Origin of the sequence: Granulicatella sp. WM01 (assembly GCF_004570605.1) — a bacterium.
GTDB lineage: Bacteria > Bacillota > Bacilli > Lactobacillales > Aerococcaceae > WM01.
The window spans coordinates 1-5072 of sequence record NZ_SPPB01000089.1; the positions used below are offsets into that span (position 1 = coordinate 1).

Genomic DNA, 5072 nt, shown 5'->3' on the forward strand with positions numbered 1-5072 from the left:
TGAAATAGTATAGCCCTCGTTTAATAATATTTCAATTTGACTTCTTTCTTTATCACTTAAGTGTTTATAGTGTCGTTTTGTGGTATAATGTACTTCAGACATGAAAATCTTCCTATCTATTTGGTTTAGCAACTTTAGTATAGCTGATTTTCATGTTTTTTTGTTTATTTTTATTTGTTGCACTTCATTTTACAACACGGGGAATGTTTTTTCACGAAAATATACCAAAAAGAATAGAAATCAAAGGTACTATATGCTAAAATACAGGCGAAAGATAGGTGGAAAGTATGAAAAAACTTGTGTTATGTGTAGTAGTAGTAGGGCTATTTATTGTGGCAATAGTAGTATTTTTTCAAGTAAGGGTAAGTAATAACACGTTATCTTTTGAACAAGTCAGGGAAGAAATACTGATAAAACAAGAAAAAAATAGAGATATGTATGCGTGGTTGCGTATTGAGAATACTAAGATTGATTATCCGATTATGCAACACGATAGTGATGATGTATTTTATTTAACGCATGATGTAAATGGTGATCGTACATATTATGGAGCAATTTTTACAGAACGTGTCAACCAAAAGTCGTTTGATGATACGGTAACAATTGTGTATGGGCATGCGATGAAAGATGAATCAATGTTTGGAAGTCTTAAAAATTATTTAAATAGAGCATTTTTTAACGAAAATAGGAGGGTATTGGTGAATACAGCACATGAAACTTTAGAATATGATATTTTTGCTGCATACGTTTTTACAGATGATCATTTATATCATACATTTCAATTAGGAGAACCTACCAAGATTGAAGAGTATGTTTCACATATTCCAGAGTATGCAAGCAAATATCAAGGGTATTATATTCCTACTGATTTTCATGTGAGCAAGGATAAATTGTTGATTTTATCAACATGTGATTGGCAAATTAGTGGTAAACGATATGTTGTGCATGCAATAAAAAAAGGAGAATAATATATATGTATGAGTGACTAATAATATAAAAAAGTCACGAATAGAGGTAAGTAAGCAGAATCTGTATGAGTAATAAAAAGAGTTTAGTATAATAGCTAGGTGTAAGCAGGTAAAAAACGGGAAGTGCCGAACACAAAAATCCGATAACGTTGAGTGAGTGGAGCGAGTTATCAACAGATAAGTGTTAGTCTATTGATAGAGTGTGACTGATTTTTTTTAATTTAAAAAATTGAATATGTTAGAGTGAAAAATAGATAATATTGCGACAGATAAAATGATGATGCCTGAGTAAAGTCATTTTGTTGTGAAATATATGCGATTTTTGGTTACAATAGTTGAAAAAGAATGTAATGCTGAATAAAGCGTGATGTTATTGGGAGTGAATAGGGAATGGAGGAATTGCATAATAAGATAATTTGATTAGTATGATAACATTTTGTGTTGCAAAGAAAGGAGATAGAGATGAAGTATAAACGATTTATTGCATTTGTGTTAGGGTATGTTAGTTTAGGTGTAGGGCAAAGATTGGGCTTACATCTTTTGTCAGAAGTAGGAAAGGAACGGCACATTTCTTTTATGTTTTTAGGACTGAGTGTTGCTATGATTGGTCTAGGAATAGTGTTATTAGGGAATGTGTTTTTATGGTATGTAAAAACATATAATCAGCATAATCGTGTTTGGAAAATTATTTGCTACAGTTTGGTATGTGCTATAACAAGTGCCTTAGGCATAGGGATATTTGGTGAAATAATTTATCAGACTTTCTCTATCCCTTATCCAATTATGAAAACTTTTTTATGGGCATGCAGTGTTTATACACAACTTATCATTAGATTAGTTAGCTTATACGTTTTGATTTGTTTTTATCAAAATAAAGAATTTTCTTTTCATGATAAAAAATTATGGAAAAGTATAGGCATTTGGTCAGGCTGCATTCTAGGGATAATTGTGATCAGTAGTGTATTCCCAAGTTATATGTTGGTAATTCATTTAGTGGGAGATCTTAGTTTAGTGGTAGGTAATATGTATTGCATGCTATTTTGTAAATCTTAGAAACATAAAATATTGAAAAGGAACATAAAAAAACTATAAAAAACAATTCGTATACGGATTAGCATCGCTAGTTGACCAAAACACAGGAAATTAGTAGAAAAATAGACTTTTCAGCAAAAGTGAGGCATACAGTTTATTAAACCTTGCTTTAAAACAAGGGAATAAGTGGTTAATTTAAAGTTTTGTTAATTTTAAATGAGACAGTCAAAAAATAGTAAATGTATACTGATTTTAACACATAACTATTTTAGACTATTATAGTGTCAGACACAAATGTAATAGTATATTAGAATATTTGGTGAAAAGGTGTGATACAGGGTGTTAATCGTGTGTATAAGTAAGTAAGACGATTTACGTTTGAATAATAAAGTGAACATGTTATAATAAAGCTATTAAGTAGAAAGGATTTAAAAGATGATAACATTAAAATCTGCGCGTGAAATTGATGAAATGGAAAAATCTGGTGCTTTATTAGCCAGTATACATGTTGCGCTTAGAACTTTTATAAAACCTGGAATAACAACGATGGATATTAATCGTTTTGTACATAAAATGATTGAAGATGGTGGAGGAATTGCTGCACAAATTGGTTATGAAGGTTACGAATTTGCAACATGTACAAGTGTTAACGATGAAATTTGTCACGGTTTTCCAAGTCAACGTGTGTTAAAATCTGGAGATTTAGTAAAAGTTGATATGTGCATCGACTTGAATGGTGCCATGTCTGATTCATGTTGGTCTTATGTTGTTGGTGAGTCTAATGAGCAACTAGATCAATTAATGGAAGTCACTAAAAAAGCATTATATTTAGGAATTGAACAAGCTAAAGTTGGTAATCGTATTGGTGATATTGGACATGCTATTCAAACGTATGTTGAATCATTTGGATATGGTGTCGTCAGAGATTTTATTGGGCATGGTATTGGACCAACCATTCATGAAAGTCCACAAGTGCCACATTACGGTGAAAAAGGTAAAGGATTGCGTTTAAAAGAGGGAATGACAATTACGATTGAACCAATGGTCAATACAGGGACATGGCAATCTAAAATGGACGCTAATGGATGGACGGCTAGAACAAAAGACGGTGGATTAAGCTGTCAATTTGAGCATACGTTAGCGATTACTAAAGATGGTCCTAAAATTTTAACCCAACAACCTGAATAAGAAAGGAGAAAGATGATGAGTGTTTTAGTAACCGGTGGAGCAGGATATATTGGTTCACATACTGTAGTTGAATTGCTAAATTTAGGAAAAAATGTTGTTATTGTAGATAATTTTTATAATAGTGACAAGGAAGTACTTAAGCGGATTGAGCAAATTACAGGAAAAAGACCAAAATTTTATCAAGAAGACGTAACGGATAAAGCTGCGTTAATCAATATATTTGAACAGGAAACAATTGAAGCGGTCATTCATTTTGCAGGATATAAAGCGGTGGGAGAGTCTGTGCAAAAACCCGTTGAATATTATCATAATAATTTAATGAGCACAATTGTTCTTGTTGAAGTGATGAAGATGTTTGGTGTGAAAAAATTGGTATTTAGCTCTAGTGCTACAGTATATGGAATGCATCATGAAGTGCCATTTGTTGAAAATATGTCAACGAGTGCAACCAATCCATACGGATATACAAAAGTTATGTGTGAGCAAATTTTAAAAGATGTATCAGTGTCTGATAATGAATGGAGCATCGTTTTATTACGTTATTTCAATCCAATTGGAGCACATGAATCTGGACTAATTGGAGAAGATCCTTCAGGGATTCCAAATAATTTGATGCCGTATATTTCTCAAGTTGCTGTTGGAAAGTTAGAGCATGTTAATGTGTTTGGAAATGATTATGACACACCAGACGGAACGGGTGTTAGAGATTATATTCATATTGTTGATTTAGCTAAAGGGCATGTTAAAGCATTAGAAAAGGCAAATACAACAAAAGGAACATTAATTTATAATTTGGGTTCAGGTCAAGGAACAAGTGTTTTAGAATTAATTCATACATTTATGAAAGTTACCAAACAAGACGTGCCATACATTATTGGAGAACGGCGATCAGGAGATATTGCAACATGCTATGCTGATGCTACACGTGCATGGAATGATATGCAATGGAAAACTGAAAAAACACTTGAGGATATGTGTCGCGATACATGGAGATGGCAATCACAAAACCCAAAAGGATATGCAAAATAGTCGACATCAAATGATGTTGGTAAAAAAACAGATTGTCATACGTAAAACGGACTGGGAAAAAAGTCTTAAAAATAAAAAAACAGCTTATAATGACGTTATCAGAAACGTTGATTCTAAGCTGTTTTCAAATTTTAATCGAAAGGCTAGAATTTTAGTTTTTTCCCAGTCCTTTTTTGTGTATAAAAAAGATATTAGTGACAACTGATAAGTTTATTCCACCAAAAAGAATAAAGTATATGTAGTCATGTGCTTGGACTGTTGATATCTGCTACTTTGTTAACAAACCTAGAGGAGCAGAAAGTCTGAATGCTTTCTTTCTTAATAATAATAGTTTTTTGATGCGCTCATCAAATAGTCGGAAATGAGCTTAAATGATGTTAAGTAGAGCAGTTTTTTACTATCTTGAATGATTTAGATTTTTTGCCTATGTTTTGGATAGTGTATGTCTATTTAGGATAGCATGTTAAAATAAGTATAGACATTAACAATATATATTTTATTGTTTATTTAAAGAAATACTCGAATTGTAAAGCCAAGTGCAACAGTACATGAAAAATACTAAAGTCACAGTCTATGTCTGTGTGCGACATAGTTGTTTTGTAATGGAATAGGTGTAACGGTCAAGGTATTAGCGTAGCGAGCCTTTACGGTTACACCTATTCTGTTATAGTTTATGTCGTTGCACACAAACGATTAAACATAGTATGAGGTGTATCATAGTCTAGTATACGTCTAGGTCTATTATTTAACGCATTTTGTATAGTTGTTATCATTTGAATAGGTACTAAATTAAATGATTTTCCCTTTGGTAAAAATTCTCGAATTAAACCATTGTGATTTTCATTAGTCCCTCGT

The 5072-nt window shown here is 32.1% G+C and carries 4 protein-coding genes and 1 pseudogene; 4 read left to right on the plus strand and 1 reads right to left on the minus strand.

Going from position 1 to position 5072, the window contains the following annotated elements:
- Positions 1 to 287 precede the first annotated feature (287 nt).
- The 4 genes from E4T68_RS08340 to galE all read left to right on the plus strand — a co-directional run bounded on the left by E4T68_RS08340 (position 288) and on the right by galE (position 4217).
- A complete protein-coding gene (locus tag E4T68_RS08340) occupies positions 288 to 968 on the plus strand; it encodes a class B sortase (protein WP_135125927.1) in 681 nt (226 codons plus the stop codon).
- Between the two features lie 462 nt (positions 969 to 1430).
- Positions 1431 to 2021 (plus strand): hypothetical protein, encoded by a 591-nt coding sequence (locus E4T68_RS08345; RefSeq protein WP_135125929.1) that lies wholly within the window; start codon positions 1431 to 1433, stop codon positions 2019 to 2021.
- A gap of 414 nt (positions 2022 to 2435) precedes the next feature.
- Positions 2436 to 3188: a type I methionyl aminopeptidase gene (map, locus tag E4T68_RS08350; protein ID WP_135125931.1), complete on the plus strand. Its 753-nt coding sequence runs from the start codon at positions 2436 to 2438 to the stop codon at positions 3186 to 3188.
- A gap of 15 nt (positions 3189 to 3203) precedes the next feature.
- Positions 3204 to 4217 carry a UDP-glucose 4-epimerase GalE gene (gene galE / locus E4T68_RS08355; protein WP_135125933.1) on the plus strand — a complete coding sequence of 338 codons (1014 nt, stop codon included), beginning with the start codon at positions 3204 to 3206 and terminating at the stop codon, positions 4215 to 4217.
- A gap of 671 nt (positions 4218 to 4888) precedes the next feature.
- On the opposite strand, the pseudogene E4T68_RS09640 reads toward galE, so the two are convergent.
- Positions 4889 to 5072: pseudogene (locus tag E4T68_RS09640) on the minus strand (IS30 family transposase); the annotation flags it as partial.